The organism is Herbiconiux daphne (genome assembly GCF_024979295.1).
GTDB lineage: Bacteria > Actinomycetota > Actinomycetes > Actinomycetales > Microbacteriaceae > Herbiconiux > Herbiconiux daphnes.
On record NZ_JANLCJ010000004.1, the window covers coordinates 25,887 to 42,461 of the forward strand.

Below are 16,575 nucleotides of genomic sequence, written 5' to 3' on the forward strand. Positions count from 1 at the left end.
AGCCCGAGCCCGAACCCGAGCCCGAACCCGAACCCGACGGGCACTCAGCCGGCCCGGTAGCGCTCCACGAAGTGCGTGAGGTTCTGCGCCACCTGGGCGATGAGCTCGTCGTCGGAGATCTCGTCGTCGAGGTGCTGCCGCAGGGGCTGCTCCCAGATGCTGCGGCCGATGGCGAACCCCGAGAAGCCGCCCGCCTCGGCCGCCACGTCGAGCCAGTGGTCGAGGCGCTCGACCGGGGCGTCGCGGCCCAGGATGATGCACCGCACGGCATCCCTCCCACCCTGCCGGGCGGCCGACACGACGAGCCGGGCGGCATCCGTCGTCTCGAGGCCTTCGATCTTCCAGATGTCGGGTTCGACGCCGGCGGACTGCATCGCGCCGATCACCTCGACCGTCAGGGCAGGCCGCAGGTCGGTGTCGTATGCGACTGCGTCGCCGCCGACCTGCTCGAGCTGCTTCGCGACGGCCGGAACCAGCAGCTCGAGCAACAGCACCCGGTCGCGGTCGGCGAGCGCGCGCGACACCGCGGCGAGGTCGGTCAGCTGGGCCGACCGGGACGCCTCGCTGTCAGCGGGGTTGAAGCGCACGAGCACCTTGACCTGATCGGGATCGAAGCGGTCGACGTGCTCGAGCCATTCACCCGACGCGAGATCGCCGAACTCGAGCTCGAAGGTCGCGCGACCGCTCTGCTCGATCGGCATCGAGAGGTTGATTCCCGCGGCGCGGGCCTCTCGGGCGACCTCGGCGCCGTAGAGCTCGTCGACCAGCACGCCGACGCTTGCACGATCGACGCCGTCGGCCACCGCCCTCTGCAGCCCCCGGAACACGAGCTGCTTGCCGACGCTGATCGTGGCGGCCTGTGCCGGCGTGGGCGATCCGTCGATGCGGTAGACGTCTTTGACGAGCGAGGCACGGTGATCCATCGCCAGAATGAAGATCGGATCGGGCGTGCTCATGCTGTCTCCTCGTCGTCGGCGTGCCGCGAGTCTACCCGCCGGCGCCGGCCCGATCTCGTTGACGTCTGTTCGGTGAAATCCCTAGAGTGGCGATCGTCTGGGTCGATGCGACGCCTTGGGCGGCATCCACTCGGCACGCCGTTTTCGAACGCCCACGTCATCCCAGAGCCCTGAGGAATATCTCGCATGAGAACACTCCGCTACTCCATCAGCGTCACCCTCGACGGCTGCTGCCACCACGAGGCGGGCCTTCCGCCCGACGAGGAATCGATGGACTACTGGACCGCCGAGATGGCGCAGGCTGACGCCCTGATCTTCGGCCGCACGACCTACGAGATGATGGAGTCGGCGTGGCGCAAGCCGGCCACGGGCAGCTGGCCCGACTGGATGACCGACTGGCAGCTGCCGTTCGCCGAGACCATCGACCAGGCGAAGAAATATGTCGTGTCGAGCACGCTGAGCGAGGCCGACTGGAACGCCGAACTGGTGACCGACGACCTCGGAGCGACGGTCGAACTCCTCAAGCAGGAGCCGGGCGAGGCCCTGTTCGTGGGCGGCGTGACGCTGCCTCTCGCGCTGGCCGACCTGGGACTGATCGACGAATACGTCTTCCTCGTGCAGCCCCTGCTCGCCGGGCACGGGCCCTCGTTGCTCGCCGGTCTGCGTGAGCACATCGAGCTCGAGCTCGTCGATCGCCGCGACTTCCGCTCGGGGGTGGTCGCTCAGCGATTCCGGCCCCGCACGACGCCGGCCTGACGGGTCTAGCGACCGAACGGCTCGAACAACCGCAGATCGGGGATGCGCACCGGCTCGCCCGTCTCGAGCGAGATGTTGCCCGCGATGCCCACCGACACCGCCTTCACCCCGTCGGCGAAGCCGGCCACGCGGCCCAGCCGCTCGTCGACCTCCACGCGGTGGAACAGGTGCTCGAGCAGGTAGGCGTCACCGCCGCCGTGCCCGCCGATGCCCGCGGGGATCTCGACCTCGCGCGCGCCCTCCCAGTGCCGCTGAACCACGAGTCGCTCCGAATCGGGCCGCACATCGTCTTCCGGCGAGTAGCCGGGGTTCGCGCTCGGGTCGACGATCACCGACCCGTCGTCGCCGATCAGCACCGCACCACGCTCGACCACCTCGAGCTCGGCGCGGCCCTCGGTGCCGCTCACCGTGACGCGGTAGCCCTCCCACGGCGAATGCGCGTTGAGCGAGTAGCTCAGCGTCACGCCGGAGTCGTAGTCGACCAGCGCCGCGAGGTTGTCTTCGATCGTGATGCCGGGGTCGAACACGTCGCGGTCGCGCAGGTAGCCGTCGTGGTGCTCGTTGTCGTAGTAGAGCTCCTTCATGCGCGCATTCGTCGTGAGGTCGAGCGCGAACGGATCACCCTCGACACCGGTGCCGCGCGAGGGCCGCTCGCCGAGACCACGCTTGGCGGCGTTCTCGGCGCCGTAGAACCGCAGCCCGCCGCTCGCGAACACGCGCACGGGGGTGGCGGCGATCCACCAGTTCACCAGGTCGAAGTGGTGCGAGGCCTTGTGCACGAAAAGGCCGCCCGAGTTCTTCTTGTCGCGGTGCCAGCGGCGAAAGTAGTCGGCGCCGTGCACCGTGTCGAGCGCCCACTCGAAGTGCACTGCGGTGACCTCGCCGATCTGCCCCTCGGCGATGACGCGCCGCAGGGTGCTGTTGCGCGGGCTGTAGCGGTAGTTGAACGTGGTGATGACCTGCTTGCCGGTCTCGTCGATGGCGGCCGCGATGCGGCGCACGCTCTCGACGTCGATGGTGAGCGGCTTCTCGACCACGACGTCGGCGCCGGCCCGCAGGGTGCGCACGACGTAGTCGGCGTGGGTGTAGTCGGGGCTCGTCACCACGACCCGGTCGATGTGCCGGTCACGGATGACGCGTTCGAGGTCGGCCGGATCGAACCGCTCGGGCGGCGTGACACCCGCCTCGACGGCGTGCCGCTCGTAGACGTCGAGCCGGCCCGGGTTGACGTCGCTCCAGGCGACGAGCTCGGCGACATCCGAATGCGGTCCGAAGATGCCTCGCACGTAGAGGTCGGCGCGGCCGCCGGTGCCGATGAGTGCGTAGCGTTCGATCTGCGCCATCGCGATCCTGCTTCCTGGCGCTCGCGCGCCTCTCGGTGCCCGCGCATCGTGCCCGTCGCGGCGGGGGACTCGGTGCGGGGTGAGAAAGCGCTTACTCGTGAGCGTCGTTCGAACAGCGGATGCCGCCGCCCGCGTGCGAGAAAGCGCTATCCCGGGTTCTCCCTCAATGTCTACCAGTCCTGCGCCTCGGGGGCAAACCCGCGGGGCCGAAACGCCGATCGCGATAGCATCGACTCGCTCACGCACCACCGGCTGCCGGAGGAACTCATGCCCGAGAACATCCCCGACGAGGGTCGAACCACGCCCGCCACCCTCGAAGACGTCGCCCGCGCCGCCGGCGTCTCGCTGGCCACGGCGTCGCGATCGCTGAACGGCAGCAACCGCACCGTCAACGAGACCTACCGCACGCGGGTGCTCGACGCGGCCGCCCGGCTGAACTACTCCCCCAACCTCTCGGCTCAGGCCGTCGCCCGGGGCAGCACGATGACGGTCGCGCTGGTGGTGGCCGACATCTCCGACCCCTACTTCTCGTCGATCGCCGCCGGTGTCGTGGCCGAGGCCGACCGTGAGCGCATGATCGTCACCATGGCCGCGAGCGAGCGCGATCCGCAGCGCGAGCTCGACATCGTGCGCACCCTGCGCGGCCAGCGCCCGAAGGTGATCATCCTGGCCGGGTCGCGTCGCGAAGGCGACCCGACCGAGGCCGCTCTGCGCCGCGAGCTCGACGACTACGAGCGCGCCGGCGGGCGCGTGGTGTTGATCAGCCGCAACGAGCTGGGGTTCCGCACAGTCACGATCGACAACGCGCCGGGCGCCGAGGCGCTCGCCACGTCGCTCGTCGGGCTCGGCTACCGCGGTTTCGCCGTGCTCATCGGCAATCGCGAGCTGAAGACGGCGGCGGATCGCTACGAGGGTTTCGTCGCAGGGCTCGCGCAGAGCGGCATCCGCATCGATCCCGACCACGTCGTACGCAGCGCCTTCACCCGCGACGGCGGCTACGACGGCATGCGCCAGCTCGTGTCGCGCGGCCTCGACGACATCGACGTGGTGTTCGCGGTCAACGACGTGATGGCGGTCGGCGCCCTGTCGGCGCTGCGCGACGCCGGTCTCAACCCCGGCGTCGACGTCGCCATCGCGGGTTTCGACGACATCCCGACGGTTCAGGATGTCTGGCCCACCCTCACCACGGTGCGCGTGCCGCTCGTCGACGTGGGTCGCAAGGCCCTGCGCATCGCGCTCGCCGACCGCCCGGGCGACGAGTCGCCCGTCGCCACCGAGGTCGTGGTGCGGGACAGCACCCCGCCCGTGCGCTAGCCCGCGGCGCCGTGCCCCGCCCGCCCGCGTCCGATCCCCAACCCGCCCCTCCCCCTCACTCCGGTCGCGCAAACGCACCCAACTCGCCTCCCAGCGAGCACTTTGCGCGACCACGACCGGGCGACGTCGGCCCAACCAGCCCCGCGCTTCGTTCCCCGCCGGCCTCGCGCCGTCTCCGGTCGCGCAAGAGCACCAAATCGGCTTCCCATCGAACACTTTGCGCGACCGCGCCGAGTCCGACCACGATCGAGCTTCGACGGGCCCGAACCGCATCGCCTCACGTTCCATCCGGCGTCGCGCACCTGCCTCGCGCCCCTATACCCACCGAACCTGCCGCCCGCGGCCGCCCCGCTCCCTCTGCCCACCTGGCGTCGCTCCCCGCTACCCGACCCCACACCGTCGCCGGTCGCGCAAAGGCACCCAAAGGGGCTCCGGGGCAGCACTTTGCGCGACCGTGAGCGAGTCCGCGTCCGCGGGCGGGCGGCTCGGACCCGACCCGCCCACGCCTTGTTCCCACCGGCTTCACGCTCGACCCACCACGCGTCCTCGTCCCATCCCGGCCTCCAGCGTCTCCGGTCGCGCAAAAGCACCCAAGGGGGCCGCCAGAGAGCACTTCGCGCGACCGCGGTGAGGGCGCAAGTACGAGCGAGGGGCGTTGCGTGCGGCATCGCGACCGAATATGTTGTCAACGAAAACTTTTTTCCCTGGCCTTTCAGGAGACACCAATGACGCTCGTCGCCGGCATCGATTCGTCCACGCAGAGTTGCAAGGTCGTGGTGCGCGATCTCGCATCGGGTGCGCTCGTGCGCGAGGGCCGAGCCGCGCATCCGGAGGGCACCGAGGTTCACCCCGACGCCTGGTGGGCCGCGCTGCTCAGCGCCCTCACCGCGGCCGGCGGGCTCGACGACGTCGCCGCCATCTCGATCGCCGGCCAGCAGCACGGCATGGTGGTGCTCGACGCCGATGCTCGGGTCATCCGCCCCGCCCTGCTCTGGAACGACACCCGATCGGCCCAAGCCGCCCGCGACCTGATCGACGAGTTCGGCGCGGCCGATCTGGCCTCTCGCACCGGATCGGTTCCCGTCGCGAGCTTCACCGCCACCAAGCTGCGGTGGCTGCGCGACGCCGAACCGGATGCCGCGGCGCGCGTCGCCGCCGTCGCCCTGCCTCACGACTGGCTCACCTGGCGCCTTCGCGGCTACGGACCCGCCGACGAGAGCGAGCTCGGCCCGGTGCTCGAGGAGCTTGTCACCGACCGGTCCGACGCCAGCGGCACCTCCTATTGGAACCCCCGCGCCGGCACCTACGACCGCGACATCCTCGTCGCCGCGCTCGGCCACGACGCCGTGTTGCCCCGCGTGCTCGGCCCCGCCGAACCGGCCGGCACGACCATCGCCCACACCGCGACGGCTGCCGCGACCACGGCTGCGACCGGCCGCCCCGCCGCCGCCGCCGAGTCCACCGACGTCGCCGGCACCACCACCACCGTCACCATCCCCGCCGGGATCGTCGTCGGCCCCGGCGCGGGCGACAACGCCGGAGCCGCGCTCGGCCTCGGCGCCACCGAGGGCGACGTGATCGTCTCCATCGGCACGAGTGGAACGGTCTTCGCCGTCACCGGCGCACCCTCGAGCGACGCCACCGGCACCGTCGCCGGCTTCGCCGACGCCTCGGGCGCCTTCCTGCCCTTGGTCGCCACGCTCAATGCGGCGCGCATTCTCGACTCCACCGCCGCCCTGCTCGGCATCGACCACGACACCCTCGGCACCCTCGCCCTGGCCGCCGAGCCCGGATCGCACGGCCTCGTGCTGCAGCCCTACTTCGAGGGCGAACGCACACCCAACCTGCCGGATGCCACGGCCACCCTGTTCGGCATGACCATGGCCTCGACCACTCGCGAGAACCTCGCCCGCGCCTCGATCGAGGGCCTGCTCTGCGGCCTCGCCGACGGCCTCGACGCCGTGCGGGCGGTGGGCGTCGAGCCGCGGCGCATCCTGCTGATCGGCGGGGCCGCCCTCAATCCGGCGGTGCAGCAGATCGCCGCCCAGGTCTTCGACGTCGCCGTCACCGTGCCCGAACCCGGCGAATACGTCGCGAACGGCGCCGCCCTGCAGGCCGCCTGGACCCTCACCGGCACCCGCCCCTCCTGGCCCGTCTCACTGGTCGCGTCGCCGGCGGCCGATCATCGCCCGATCATCCGCGAGCAGTACGCGGCCCGCGCAGCCGCCGCCCCTACGGCACCCACCCCGGCCGCACTCACCCCGATCGCTTCGCCGGCCTGACTCGATAGCGAGTGCCGACGCCGAGCCCGCGGAACCAGCCGCTCAGCCCAGCTCGCGCGCCAGGCGCCGCCCGGCCTCCCGAAGCCAGACCACGGTCTCGCCCATCGCCGCCTCGCCGCTGCCGGCCAGCTCGGTGAGCGAGACGGCCGCGTCGAAGCCGCGCGGCGCATCCTGCAGCAGGCCCGCGACGATCGCCGAGCGGGCTCCGGATGCCGCGGCCAACGACCGCACGTAACTCGGCACCTTTCCCGACTCCGACTGGTGGTCGTAACGGCCCTCACCGGTCACCACGATGTCGGCTCCCGCGACCTGCGCCGGCAGGCCGATCTCGTCGCCGACCGCTGATGCGCCCGCGGTCAGGGTGGCGCCCCAGGCGAGCAGGCCGAATCCCGCCCCACCCGCCGCACCGGCACCCGGGGTCTCGGGGTCGGTGCCCCGGGCATCCGTCACCACCCGCGCGAAGTTCTCGAGGTTCGCCTCGGCCAGGGGAGCGAGTCCGTCGCCGATGCCCTTCTGCGGGCCGAACACCGCTACGGCGCCGAGGCGTCCGAGCAACGGATTCGTCACGTCACTCAACACCGACGCCCCGCCCGGCGGCAGATCGGCGAGCGTGCTGAAGTCGGCGCGCGCGATGCCGCCCAGGCCACCGTTTCCGGGCTGGATCTGCCCGCCGTCAGCCCCCGTGAAACTCGCCCCGAGCACCGAGAGCGCGCCGGCACCCCCATCGGTCGACGAGCTGCCGCCGATGGCGAGCACCAGGCGATCGACCCCCGCCGCGAGTGCGGCACGAATGGCCTGACCGAACCCGAGCGTATGCGCCTCGAGCGGCCGCAACGGATCGAGCAGCGTGATGCCACTCGTGTTCGCGAGCTCGACCACCCCCACCCCGCCGCGCACGTCGTGGCCCCGACCGCCGCCATCCAGCGCGCCACCGCGCCCGCCCGCGCCGCCGCCGTCGCCCGGGTCGCTCTGCCCGCCCGACACGTCTGCTCCGCCCGCGCCACTCTGCCCGCCCGGCTCACCCGACGCACCCGCACCGCCACGCCCGCCCGCGCCACCGCTCTCCCCGCCCTCGCCCGGCAGCCACAGCCAATACGCCTCGACCACCCGATCGTCGGGCCCCGTCACCGTCACCGGCATCCGCCGCGCATCCGGCCGCGCGATCGCGAACGCGTCGAGCGCACCCTCCCCGCCGTCGGCCATCGGCATCGCCACCACGTCGTCGTCGGGGCGCACCTCCCGCCACCCCTCCGCGATGGCAGCGGCGACCTCGATCGCCGTCGCGGTTCCTTTGAACGAATCGGGGGCTACGACAACTCGGCGACGGGTCACCCGGCTATCCCCTCACGCCCGCACGGGCCCTGTCAAATCTCCCGCTCCGCCCGACGACGACGGATGCCGCCCCCTCCCGTTTTGTGCAACACGCCCCTGAGGCGCGAGAGTGGTGTCATGGGTACAGCCAGCGCCGCCGACCACGTTCACGTCACCTTCGAGCTGCCGACGCGTGCAGCCGCCGAGCTCGCCGCGACCGGCCTCGCGACGACCGTCTATTCCGGACCGACCGGAGAGCCGCGCGCGAGCCTGCTCGAGAGCGTTCGCGGCGCATCCGGAATCATCTGCCTGCTCTCCGACCGCATCGACGCCGAGCTGATGGATGCCGCGGGCCCGTCGCTTCGGGTCGTCGCGAACTACGCCGTCGGCTACGACAACGTCGACGTCGCGGCCGCGAAGGAACGCGGGATCGTGGTGGCGAACACCCCCGGCGTGCTCGACAATGCGACCGCCGACCTGGCTTTCGCGCTGCTGCTCGCGACGTCGCGGCGCCTCGTCGAGTCCGACCGCTTCGTGCGGGCGGGCAACGACTGGAAGTGGGAGCCCGACCTCTTCGTCGGACTCGACGTGAGCGGAGGCGCGACGCTCGGGATCGTCGGCCTCGGCCGCATCGGCATGGCGGTCGCGCGCCGGGCGGCCGCGTTCGACATGCAGATCGTGGCCACGGGTTCCCGGGCGTCGAGCCCCGAGGCGGCGGCCCTCGGCGTGAGGGCCGTCGAGCTGCCGGAGCTGCTGACCACCAGCGACGTCATCAGCCTGCACCTGCCCCTGACCCCCGACACCCACCACCTCATCGGCGCGGCCGAGCTGCAGGCCATGAAGACGTCGGCCGTGCTCATCAACACCGCCCGCGGACCGATCGTCGACGAGCTCGCCCTCATCGACGCCCTGCGTGACGGGGTGATCGGCGCCGCGGGCCTCGACGTCTACGAGTGGGAACCCACCGTGAGCAAGGGCCTGCTCAGCCTTCCCAACGTGGTGACCGCGCCGCACATCGGCAGCGCCGGCCGCGCCACCCGCGAGAAGATGGGCTCCCTGGCCGTGCAGAACGTGACCGCGGTGCTCGCCGGCCGCCCCGCCCCGACGGCGGTGGCGTCATGACCGCGGCCACCCGCGACATCCCCTGGAGCACCGGCACCTGGACCAACGAGCCCGCCGCCACCCGCGAGACCCCCGCGGGTCTCGCGGTCACCGCGATCGAGGGCAGCGACGCCTGGCGCACCACCGCCTACGGCTTCGTGCACGACTCCGAACACGCGCTGCTCGCTCCGTTCGAGCGCGGCCAAGCCCTCGAGGTCGCGTTCGTCGCCGACCTCACCGGCGAGTTCGACCAGGCCGGCCTCTTCGTGCGCGCCGCCGACGACCACTGGGTCAAGACCGGCATCGAGCTCTCCGACGGCGTCGCCCAGGTCGGCGCCGTCGTCACCGCACCGGTCTCCGACTGGTCGATGGCACCGGTGCCCGAATGGCAGGGCCGCGAGGTCACCATGCGCGCGAGCTGGGCGGGCGACGCCCTGACGATTCGCGCTCGCGTCGACGGTGAGCCCTTCCGCCTCGTGCGAGTCGTGCCGTTCGACCCGGATGCCGCGGTGGCGGTCTCGGCCGGCCCCCTCGTCTCGGCTCCCACCCGTGCGGGCCTCACCGTGCGCTTCGTCTCCTGGCGTCTCACCGCCGCCGACGAATCCCTGCACTGAGATCGAATCCCTGCACTGAGATCCTTGCGCCGAGCCGGCCCTCGGTTGACGGATGCAGAAATAGCGAGGACCGACGCCCTATTCGACGTCGGTCCTCGCTATTTCGGCATCCGCTAACCAGCAGCTAGAAGTCCCAGTCCTCGTCTTCGGTGTTGACCGCCTTGCCGATGACGTACGACGAGCCCGACCCCGAGAAGAAGTCGTGGTTCTCGTCGGCGTTCGGCGAGAGGGCCGAGAGGATGGCGGGGTTCACATCCGTCACCGACTTCGGGAACATCGGCTCGTAGCCGAGGTTCATCAGCGCCTTGTTCGCGTTGTAGTGCAAGAACTTCTTGACGTCTTCGGTGAGACCGACCTCGTCGTAGAGGTCTTGCGTGTACTGCACCTCGTTCTCATAGAGGTCATACATGAGCGAGAACGTGTAGTCCTTGATCTCGTCGCGCTTGGCCTGGTCGACGAGCTCGAGCCCGCGCTGGAACTTGTAGCCGATGTAGTAGCCGTGCACGGCCTCGTCGCGGATGATGAGGCGGATGAGGTCGGCCGTGTTCGTGAGTTTCGCCCGCGACGACCAGTACATCGGCAGGTAGAAACCGCTGTAGAACAGGAACGATTCCAGCAGCGTCGAAGCCACCTTGCGCTTCAGCGGCTCGTCGCCGTGGTAGTAGTCGAGAACGATCGAGGCCTTCTTCTGAAGGTTCGGGTTCTCGGTCGACCAGCGGAACGCCTCGTCGATGTCTTTGGTGTTCGACAGGGTCGAGAAGATCGACGAGTACGACTTGGCGTGCACCGACTCCATGAACGCGATGTTCGTGTAGACGGCCTCCTCGTGCGGCGTCAGGGAATCCGGGATGAGCGACACGGCGCCCACGGTGCCCTGGATGGTGTCGAGCAGGGTGAGCCCCGTGAACACGCGCATGGTGAGCGTCTGCTCGGCCGGCGTGAGCGTGGCCCACGACTGCACGTCGTTCGACAGCGGCACCTTCTCGGGCAGCCAGAAGTTGTTCACCAGCCGGTTCCACACCTCGACGTCTTTGTCGTCTTGGATGCGGTTCCAGTTGATCGCCTGCACTTTATTGAGCAATTTGAGGGGCTCAGAGGGAGTCATGTCTTTTCTTTCGTCGAGTTGCGCCAAATGGCCGCTTCAGCGGGGCCCGAGCGGCCATTTGGCGCAACTCGGCGGAGGGGGGCTAGAGCATGCAGCTGACGCAGCCGTCGATCTCCGTGCCCTCGAGCGCGAGCTGGCGCAGGCGGATGTAGTAGATCGTCTTGATGCCCTTGCGCCAGGCGTAGATCTGCGCCTTGTTGATGTCGCGCGTGGTCGCGGTGTCTTTGAAGAACAAAGTCAGCGAGAGACCCTGGTCGACGTGCTGCGTGGCCGCGGCGTAGGTGTCGATGATCTTCTCGGCACCGATCTCGTAGGCGTCGTCGTAGTACTCGAGGTTGTCGTTCGTGAGGAACGGCGCCGGGTAGTAGACGCGGCCGATCTTGCCCTCTTTGCGGATCTCGATCTTCGACGCCACCGGGTGGATCGACGAGGTCGAGTTGTTGATGTACGAGATCGATCCGGTCGGCGGCACGGCCTGCAGGTTCTGGTTGTAGATGCCGTGCTGCTGGATGGATGCCTTCAGCTCGAGCCAGTCGGACTGGGTCGGGATGTGGATGCCCGAGTCGGCGAAGAGACCGGCGACACGTGCCGTGGCGGGCTCCCACGCGACATCCGTGTACTTGTCGAAGAACTCACCGGATGCGTAGGTGCTGTCTTCGAAGCCGTCGAAGCGCTCGGAGCGCTCGATCGCGATCTGGTTCGAGGCACGCAGGGCGTGGAACAGCACGGTGTAGAAGTAGATGTTCGTGAAGTCGACCCCCTCTTCCGACCCGTAGAAGACGCGCTCACGGGCGAGGTAGCCGTGCAGGTTCATCTGGCCGAGGCCGATGGCGTGCGACTTGTCGTTGCCGTCTTCGATCGAGCGCACCGACGCGATGTGCGACTGGTTCGACACCGAGGTGAGGCCGCGGATGGCGGTCTCGACGGTGCGGCCGAAGTCGGGCGAGTCCATGGTGAGCGCGATGTTCAGCGAGCCCAGGTTGCACGAGATGTCTTTGCCGATGGCCGCGTAGGAGAGGTCTTCGTTGTAGGTCGTCGGCGTGTTGACCTGGAGGATCTCGGAGCACAGGTTCGACATGTTGATGCGGCCCTTGATGGGGTTCGCCTTGTTGACGGTGTCTTCGTACATGATGTACGGGTAGCCCGACTCGAACTGGATCTCGGCGAGGGTCTGAAAGAACTCGCGCGCCTTGATCTTGGTCTTGCGGATGCGCGGGTCGTCGACCATCTCGCGGTATTTCTCGGTGACCGAGATGTCGCCGAACGGCAGGCCGTAGACCTTCTCGACGTCGTAGGGCGAGAAGAGGTACATGTCTTCGTCGTTCTTCGCGAGCTCGAAGGTGATGTCGGGCACCACGACGCCGAGCGACAGCGTCTTGATGCGGATCTTCTCATCGGCGTTCTCGCGCTTGGTGTCGAGGAACTTCATGATGTCGGGGTGGTGCGCCGAGAGGTACACCGCACCCGCGCCCTGACGGGCGCCGAGCTGGTTGGCGTAGCTGAAGCTGTCTTCGAGCAGCTTCATGACGGGGATGATGCCCGACGACTGGTTCTCGATCTGCTTGATCGGCGCGCCGGCCTCACGGATGTTCGAGAGCAGCAGGGCCACGCCGCCGCCGCGCTTCGAGAGCTGCAGCGCCGAGTTGATGCCGCGGGCGATCGACTCCATGTTGTCTTCGATGCGCAGCAGGAAGCACGACACGAGCTCGCCGCGCTGCGCCTTGCCCGTGTTGAGGAAGGTGGGGGTTGCCGGCTGGAAGCGGCCGCCGATGATCTCTTCGACCAGGTTGGTGGCGAGCGTCTCGTCGCCCTGGGCGAGGCCGAGGGCCGTCATCACCACGCGGTCTTCGAAGCGCTCGAGGTAGCGCTTGCCGTCGAAGGTCTTCAGTGTGTAGGAGGTGTAGTACTTGAACGCGCCGAGGAAGGTGTCGAAGCGGAACTTCTTCGAGTAGGCGAGGTCGTTGAGCTGCTGGATGAACTCGAACGAGTACTGATCGAGCACCTCCTTCTCGTAGTACTCCTTCTCGACCAGGTAGTCGAGGCGCTCCTTCAGGTTGTGGAAGAAGACGGTGTTCTGGTTGACGTGCTGCAGGAAGTACTGCTTCGCGGCCTCTTTGTCTTTGTCGAACTGGATCAGCCCGTTCTCGTCATAGAGGTTCAACATCGCGTTGAGCGAGTGGTAGTCGAGCGCCGGCGCCGCGGTGGGGGCGTCGATCAGAGTTGCTTCCACAGTCTGTCCAATCCAATCTGGACGGCCTCGCGGTCATCCGGGGTTCCGAATACTTCGAATCGATAGAGCAGCGGAACCTGTGTCTTGCGCGCGACGATATCGCCCGCAAGGCAGTAGGCCTCGCCGAAATTGGTGTTGCCCGCGGCGATGACGCCCCGGATGAATGATCTGTTCTGCTCGTCGTTGAGAAAATGGATCACCTGTTTGGGAACGGCCCCGCCCATGCCGCCGCCCCCATAGGTGGGGAGCACGAGCACGTAGGGCTTGGTCGCCGTGAGCCGTTCTTCTCGGGAGTAGATCGGGATGCGCGACGCCGGTCGATCGAGCGACTCGACGAAGCGGCGGGTGTTTCCGGAGACACTCGAGAAGTAGACGAGGTCGTCGGACACGAACCTAGCTCGCGGCGAGGCGCGCGAGCTCTTCGATCTTGTCGGGGCGGAAGCCCGACCAGTGGTCACCCTCGGAGGTCATGACGACCGGAGCCTGGAGGTAGCCGAGTTCTTTGACGGTTTCGAGAGCCTTCTCGTCGACCGAGAGGTCGAAGATCTCGAACTCGAGGCCCTTGTTCTCGAGGGCGCGATAGGTTGCCGTGCACTGAACGCAGGAGGGCTTCGTGTAGACCGTGATTGCCATAAGGAATGCACCTTTCTCGTGAGAAAGAAAATGTTGAAAGAGCAGTGGTTTCCTGGCCGGATCTCTGCAGATCTGGATGATCGTCCACACTTCTGTGGCCTCTCAGCGCCGGGAGTTCAATACTACATCTAGTTGTTCTCGATATCGAGTACCCCTAGATGAAGTGTTACACCGGTGTAATTATCCACAGGCCATCCACACCTGTGCACAGCTTTTCGTGACTGTTCATCCACAGCCAGAACGGCGAAAATCCGGCGGTTCTGCCGCGCCTGTGGAGAGAAGCCGGCTGTTGGTCTGAGGATAACTTTCGCCACCGACATCCGGCGTGTCGGGCGTGTCGCCGCCCGCCACCGGCGTGTCACTCCCCGACGATCACCCAGTCGTGCGGCGCGAGCGTGACGCCGGCCGCCACGAGCGGCTCGTCGCTCAGGTTGAGGCCCACCACGAGTCGCTCGCCGGGGCCCGCCGACACCTCGTAGACGTAGCCGAGGTTGCTGAGCGAGAGCGTGTTCGTGGTCGCGCGGTGGAGCCACGGATGCCGCCGCCGCACGCCGATCAGCCGCTGATGCAGCTCGAACACCTCCCGGCCCTCCTCGCCCGGCCAGTCGGCCGTGGGCGCGACCGGATACGCCGGCCGGATCGCGTCGTCACCGCCGGCGCGCTCCTCCTTCACCCCGTGCAACCCGATCTCGTCGCCGTAGTAGACGGCCGGGGTGCCGCCCACCGTCATCAGCACGACGAGCGCGTGGGCGTGGTGCCGCGCATCCGTCACCTGGTCGGCCAGGCGCGTCACGTCGTGGTTGCCCACGAAGGTGTAGGGCACGAAGGTCTCGAGAAAGCCCGCGTGCCGCTGCAGCGCCCAGTCGAGCTCGAAGAAGTTGCCCGACTCGATCGAGCTCCAGATGGCCTTCCACAGCTCGTACTGGGTGACGCTGTCGAGCCCGCTGGCCTCGACGAACTCGACGTAGTCGCCGTGCAGCACCTCTCCGAACACGTAGGCGTGCGGATGCTCGGCCCGCACCCGCGGCAGCACCGAGCGCCAGAAGGCGGCCGGGGTGGAGTAGGCGGCATCGAGCCGCCAGCCGTCGGCGCCGAGCGCCAGCCAGTGGTTCATCACCGACACCACGTAGTCGGCCACGGCGGGCTCGTCGTGGTTCAGCGCCACCAGGGCGTCGTGCCCCTCGAAGTTCTCGAACGAGCCGTCGGCCGCGCGGCGGAACCAGGCGTTCTCGGGCGCGGCGGCATCCGCCTCCGCCCGCTTCAGCGGCGCGAACCCACGACCGACGTGATTGAACACCCCGTCGAGCAGCACCCGGATGCCGCGGGCGTGGGCCTTCTCGATGAACTCCGCGAAATCGGCCTCATCGCCCAGGCGGGGGTCGATGGCGAAATGATCGATGGTGTCGTAGCCGTGGGAGCCGGAGTCGAAGATCGGGCCGAGCGCTAGCCCGTTCGCTCCGAGCCGGGTGAGGTGGTCGAACCAGCGCTCGAGCCGCGGCATCCGGTGTTCGAGGCGGCGGTCGGCGCCCGTGGTGTCGGCGCCGAGGAATCCGAGCGGGTAGACGTGCCACCAGATCGCGTGCTCAACCCACGAGTTCGTCACACGCCATTATCGCCTCAGAAGCGGCTGACGCGCTCGATGCGGGCGGCGGCCCGGGGGTAGCGGGCGGCGAGCTCGGCCGCCACCGCGAACACCACCTCGTGCTCCACGTAGGGCGGCGACATGTAGGTGCCGAGCAGCGACCACTCGCCGAGTGGTTCGGCGGCCACCCACACGCCCGGCGGCACCGCGACCTGGGGTCGCTGGCCCGCCGCGAGGTCGAGCCCGAGCACCGGTTGCTCGACGCGTCCATCGGGATGGAGCAGCAGCATCTCGGTCGGGGCACCACCGTGATAGAACCAGATCTCCACGTGCGGCAGCACGTGCAGCCCCGAGTAGTCGGGCGCCTCGAGCAGAAAGGTGATGGCCGACGACGTCTCGTCCTGCCAGGTCTGCGCCAGCATGCCGCCCTCCACCGGCAGAGGGCGCATGCCGAGGAGCTCCGTGATGCGCGCGGCCGTCAACGCCTCGGCCGCATCGTTCGCGGTCACGAGGCCAGCACCCCTCCGTCGACGTTGATCGCCTGGCCGCGCACGGCCGACGCCGCGCCCGACAACAGGAACGAGATGACCCGCGCGACCTCCACCGGCGCGACGTGGCGGCCGAGCTGCTCGTTCGCCATCGACGCGAAGATGTCGTCGCGGTCACCGCCGGTGAAACCCGCGAACGTGTCGGCGACCTGATCGAGCATCGGGGTGTCGACGCCGCCCGGGCAGACGCAGTTGACCGAGATGCCGAGCGGCGCCCACTCCTCGGCCAGAGAGCGGGTGAGGTTGATCACGGCGGCCTTGGTGGCGTTGTAGGCCACCATGTCGGGGTGGCCCTTCTTGCCCGAATCGGAGGCGACGTTCACGACGCTGCCACCGCCCGCCCCGGCGAGGTGCTCGCCGATCAGCCGGGTGGCCTCGAAGGTGCCGAAGACGTTCACGTCGAACTGCGCCTGCCAGTCGGCCGGTGTGTGGTCGAAGGCCGAGCGGATGCGCACGATCGCCGCGTTGTTGACCCAGCCGTCGACGCGGCCGAGCAGACCGACCGAGCGCGCGACGCCCTCGGGGATCGACGCCGGGTCGGCCAGATCCATCGGCACCACGTGCACGCCCGCGGCTGTTCCGCCGAGTCGATCGGCCACCTCCTGCGCGGCGGGCAGGGCGTGCGGCAGCTCGGTGATCACCACGCGCGCTCCCTCGGCGGCGAGCAGTTCGGCGGTGGCCCGCCCGATGCCGGTCGACGCGCCGGTGACCACGAACGAGCGCCCCGCGTGCACGGCGAAGACGGGCAGCTCGGGAACCGGCATCGGTGTGAGGCGGCCGTAGCGCGTGAGCTCGGCCAT

The 16,575-nt window shown here is 68.9% G+C and carries 15 protein-coding genes; 5 read left to right on the top strand and 10 right to left on the bottom strand.

Annotated elements, in window-relative coordinates:
• Positions 1-44: 44 nt before the first annotated feature.
• Complete coding sequence (locus tag N1032_RS11405; protein WP_259539216.1) at positions 45-956, bottom strand: DUF2090 domain-containing protein; 912 nt, start codon at positions 954-956, stop codon at positions 45-47.
• A gap of 186 nt (positions 957-1,142) precedes the next feature.
• On the opposite strand from N1032_RS11405, the gene N1032_RS11410 reads away from it, so the two are divergent.
• Positions 1,143-1,712 carry a dihydrofolate reductase family protein gene (locus N1032_RS11410; RefSeq protein ID WP_259539217.1) on the top strand — a complete coding sequence of 190 codons (570 nt, stop codon included), beginning with the start codon at positions 1,143-1,145 and terminating at the stop codon, positions 1,710-1,712.
• Positions 1,713-1,717: 5 nt separating this feature from the next.
• On the opposite strand, the gene N1032_RS11415 is transcribed toward N1032_RS11410, so the two are convergent.
• Positions 1,718-3,055, bottom strand: coding sequence for a Gfo/Idh/MocA family protein (locus N1032_RS11415; RefSeq protein ID WP_259539218.1), 1,338 nt, complete (start codon positions 3,053-3,055; stop codon positions 1,718-1,720).
• A 267-nt stretch (positions 3,056-3,322) separates the two neighbouring features.
• Between N1032_RS11415 and N1032_RS11420 the strand changes: the two genes are divergently transcribed.
• Both N1032_RS11420 and N1032_RS11425 read left to right on the top strand, forming a co-directional pair.
• Positions 3,323-4,369 (top strand): LacI family DNA-binding transcriptional regulator, encoded by a 1,047-nt coding sequence (locus tag N1032_RS11420; RefSeq protein ID WP_259539219.1) that lies wholly within the window; start codon positions 3,323-3,325, stop codon positions 4,367-4,369.
• Positions 4,370-5,094: 725 nt separating this feature from the next.
• Positions 5,095-6,651, top strand: a complete 1,557-nt coding sequence (locus N1032_RS11425; protein WP_259539220.1) for a xylulokinase — start codon at positions 5,095-5,097, stop codon at positions 6,649-6,651.
• 42 nt (positions 6,652-6,693) lie between these two features.
• Here N1032_RS11425 and N1032_RS11430 read toward each other — a convergent pair whose 3' ends face one another.
• Complete coding sequence (locus N1032_RS11430; protein WP_259539221.1) at positions 6,694-7,983, bottom strand: glycerate kinase; 1,290 nt, start codon at positions 7,981-7,983, stop codon at positions 6,694-6,696.
• Between the two features lie 117 nt (positions 7,984-8,100).
• Here N1032_RS11430 and N1032_RS11435 point away from each other — a divergent pair, with 117 nt between their 5' ends.
• Together N1032_RS11435 and N1032_RS11440 are read left to right on the top strand one after the other, a co-directional pair.
• Positions 8,101-9,084 (top strand): 2-hydroxyacid dehydrogenase, encoded by a 984-nt coding sequence (locus tag N1032_RS11435; protein ID WP_259539222.1) that lies wholly within the window; start codon positions 8,101-8,103, stop codon positions 9,082-9,084.
• Positions 9,081-9,677 carry a DUF1349 domain-containing protein gene (locus tag N1032_RS11440; RefSeq protein WP_259539223.1) on the top strand — a complete coding sequence of 199 codons (597 nt, stop codon included), beginning with the start codon at positions 9,081-9,083 and terminating at the stop codon, positions 9,675-9,677. The genes N1032_RS11435 and N1032_RS11440 overlap by 4 nt, the downstream gene beginning before the upstream one ends.
• Before the next feature lie 124 nt (positions 9,678-9,801).
• Here N1032_RS11440 and nrdF read toward each other — a convergent pair whose 3' ends face one another.
• The 7 genes from nrdF to N1032_RS11475 all read right to left on the bottom strand — a co-directional run bounded on the left by nrdF (position 9,802) and on the right by N1032_RS11475 (position 16,575).
• Complete coding sequence (gene nrdF / locus N1032_RS11445; RefSeq protein WP_259539224.1) at positions 9,802-10,782, bottom strand: class 1b ribonucleoside-diphosphate reductase subunit beta; 981 nt, start codon at positions 10,780-10,782, stop codon at positions 9,802-9,804.
• Positions 10,783-10,864: 82 nt separating this feature from the next.
• Complete coding sequence (gene nrdE / locus N1032_RS11450) at positions 10,865-13,012, bottom strand: class 1b ribonucleoside-diphosphate reductase subunit alpha (RefSeq protein ID WP_259539225.1); 2,148 nt, start codon at positions 13,010-13,012, stop codon at positions 10,865-10,867.
• Positions 12,997-13,401, bottom strand: a complete 405-nt coding sequence (nrdI, locus tag N1032_RS11455) for a class Ib ribonucleoside-diphosphate reductase assembly flavoprotein NrdI (protein WP_259539226.1) — start codon at positions 13,399-13,401, stop codon at positions 12,997-12,999. Before nrdI ends, nrdE begins: the two co-directional genes overlap by 16 nt.
• A gap of 4 nt (positions 13,402-13,405) precedes the next feature.
• On the bottom strand, positions 13,406-13,645 hold the full coding sequence (nrdH, locus tag N1032_RS11460) for a glutaredoxin-like protein NrdH (protein ID WP_066039368.1): 240 nt from the start codon (positions 13,643-13,645) through the stop codon (positions 13,406-13,408).
• A 358-nt stretch (positions 13,646-14,003) separates the two neighbouring features.
• Positions 14,004-15,248, bottom strand: a complete 1,245-nt coding sequence (locus tag N1032_RS11465; protein ID WP_259539227.1) for an alpha-amylase family protein — start codon at positions 15,246-15,248, stop codon at positions 14,004-14,006.
• Between the two features lie 14 nt (positions 15,249-15,262).
• Entirely contained in the window at positions 15,263-15,736 is a 474-nt protein-coding gene (locus tag N1032_RS11470) for a cupin domain-containing protein (RefSeq protein ID WP_259539228.1), read from the bottom strand.
• Positions 15,733-16,575, bottom strand: a complete 843-nt coding sequence (locus N1032_RS11475) for an SDR family NAD(P)-dependent oxidoreductase (RefSeq protein WP_259539229.1) — start codon at positions 16,573-16,575, stop codon at positions 15,733-15,735. Before N1032_RS11475 ends, N1032_RS11470 begins: the two co-directional genes overlap by 4 nt.